The sequence below is a fragment of the Myxococcus vastator genome, assembly GCF_010894475.1.
GTDB classification, from domain to species: domain Bacteria; phylum Myxococcota; class Myxococcia; order Myxococcales; family Myxococcaceae; genus Myxococcus; species Myxococcus vastator.
The window spans coordinates 1-1,768 of sequence record NZ_JAAIYB010000796.1; the positions used below are offsets into that span (position 1 = coordinate 1).

Below are 1,768 nucleotides of genomic sequence, written 5' to 3' on the forward strand. Positions count from 1 at the left end.
ATCGACCCTGGTGGCGTCCCGGAGCCGGCCTTGATGGGCATCACGCCCGCTGACGGTCCGCCGTCTCCTGACAGATGCCCATCAACCAGCCGGCTTGCTCGCCCATCAGCAGACGTGCGCGTCAACAGCAATCATCCCGGCAAGCCGGACGTGGGCCAGGTGATGAGCATCAATTTCAATGGTCTCGAAGTGGCGCGCAGCCTGCGACATTACGTATCGCGAAACAGCGTGCTTTGATTCCGCAGCGCCAAGATGGCTGAGCCTGCCCCGATTCCGTGGACACCCTAGATGTGGTGGAAAGGGTGTCCAATGTCGGTGAGTGACGCGAAGCAGAAGAAGAGCCGGAGTCAGCGCCGGGAGTTCACGCGCGAGTTCAAGGACGGCGCGGTGAAATTGGTGCTGGACGAGGGCAAGGGCATTCCAAACGTGGCCCGAGATTTGGACCTCGCGGAGTCCGCCCTGCGTACGTGGGTGGAGCGGGCGAACGAGGCTCGCGGTGAGGGCAAGCCGGGGGCCCCACATGGCCCTGGAGCAATTCGAGGAGTCGCTGTGCCCAAGGGCGTTGGTGGGTTTCCGCGCCGCTCAGGTGTTCACGCTCCACGCGTCGGCCGCCAGGTTCCACGCGTGGAAACCGCCCGTTCCCACGCGTGGAAGGGCCGCTCCCCCACAGATGCCCGGGCGGCGGCCCCGTGGCACGTCGGCTGCTCTGGGGCAGCGGCGCGCGGTCGCGGCGAGCCGGTATGTCGCCGGCCCCTCCGGCCGCGTGAATCCCATCCAGAGACCGATACATGTCCCCGACCCGAATGTTCCACCTCCCCTGGTTCGTCAGCCTCGCGGGCGCCGCGCTCCTTGGCGCGTGCTCCCCCGACGCCGCCGAGCAGCTCCCTCCAGCTGACCTCACTGGCACCGCCGCGCCGCAGGTGCTGCTCCCCACTCCCAACCTCGCGCTCGGCAAGCCGGCGCAGCAGTCGAGCTTCTATCTCGGCGGCGGCGGTGAGCCGTCGCTCGCGGTGGACGGAAATACCGACGGCGACTTCTGGGACGGCTCCTTCACCCACACCGTCCTGCAAAGCCAACAAACCCAGCCGTGGTGGCAGGTCGACCTCCAGGCTTCACACCTCATCTCCAACGTCGTCCTCTACAACCGCACCGACTGTTGCTCGGACCGGCTCCAGAACTTCCGGGTGCGACATGTACTTCTGTGGCCGCTACGCGGTGGAAGGGATCGTGCCCCTGGCGGAGTTCGGCGGGGCGTATGGCTTCGGGAGTATGTGAATCCCCTCACCGGAATGGCGTCTTGCCCGGATGGCTTCAAGGCGGTCCAGATCCTGGGAACCTCCGGCGTCGATTACCCCGTGTTCTTCTGCTATCGCAAGCAGTAGCACGGCCGCGGACCACCGACACCGGAGACGTCCGGCCGCCTGGAAGCCAAAAATCGCGTCATGCGGCAATGACTCGCGGACCTACGTCTCGCGTCATTGTCCACGCCAGGGGCAGACAGCAAGATGCCTTTGCTGCTCTGTCCCGTCGTGCCATCCCCCAAGGAGAAGTCCGAATGACACCCTCGAAGCCACGGCCCAACTGGGTCGCGAGGCAGCCACGCGCCCATGCGCTGGCGCTGCTCGCGACCGTCCTGCTCGCGCTGCCCACCGCCGCGCGCGCCCAGCCGACGTACACGCTGTTCGCCCCCACCTCCACCCCGGCCGTCCCCTCCGTCACCAATGACTTCGCCCCGGTGGAGCTGGGCGTGAAGTTCACGACGAACGTG

At 66.7% G+C, this 1,768-nt stretch carries 3 protein-coding genes and 1 pseudogene; all 4 read left to right on the forward strand.

Annotation, left to right across the window (positions count from 1 at the left end; genetic code table 11):
• On the forward strand, positions 1 to 237 hold a 237-nt coding region (locus tag G4D87_RS37350; RefSeq protein ID WP_205507880.1), incomplete at its 5' end, for a hypothetical protein.
• A 72-nt stretch (positions 238 to 309) separates the two neighbouring features.
• A pseudogene (locus tag G4D87_RS37355) lies at positions 310 to 516 on the forward strand (transposase); the annotation flags it as partial.
• Between the two features lie 287 nt (positions 517 to 803).
• Entirely contained in the window at positions 804 to 1,382 is a 579-nt protein-coding gene (locus G4D87_RS37360; RefSeq protein ID WP_163787534.1) for a galactose-binding domain-containing protein, read from the forward strand.
• 173 nt (positions 1,383 to 1,555) lie between these two features.
• Positions 1,556 to 1,768 (forward strand): DUF4082 domain-containing protein (locus tag G4D87_RS37365; protein WP_163787535.1); only part of this gene is annotated, 213 nt, incomplete at its 3' end.

Bases quoted from the DNA above. Each gene is read 5' to 3' on its own strand.
- G4D87_RS37360 (WP_163787534.1), top strand. From the start codon at position 804: ATGTTCCACCTCCCCTGGTTCGTCAGCCTCGCGGGCGCCGCGCTCCTT.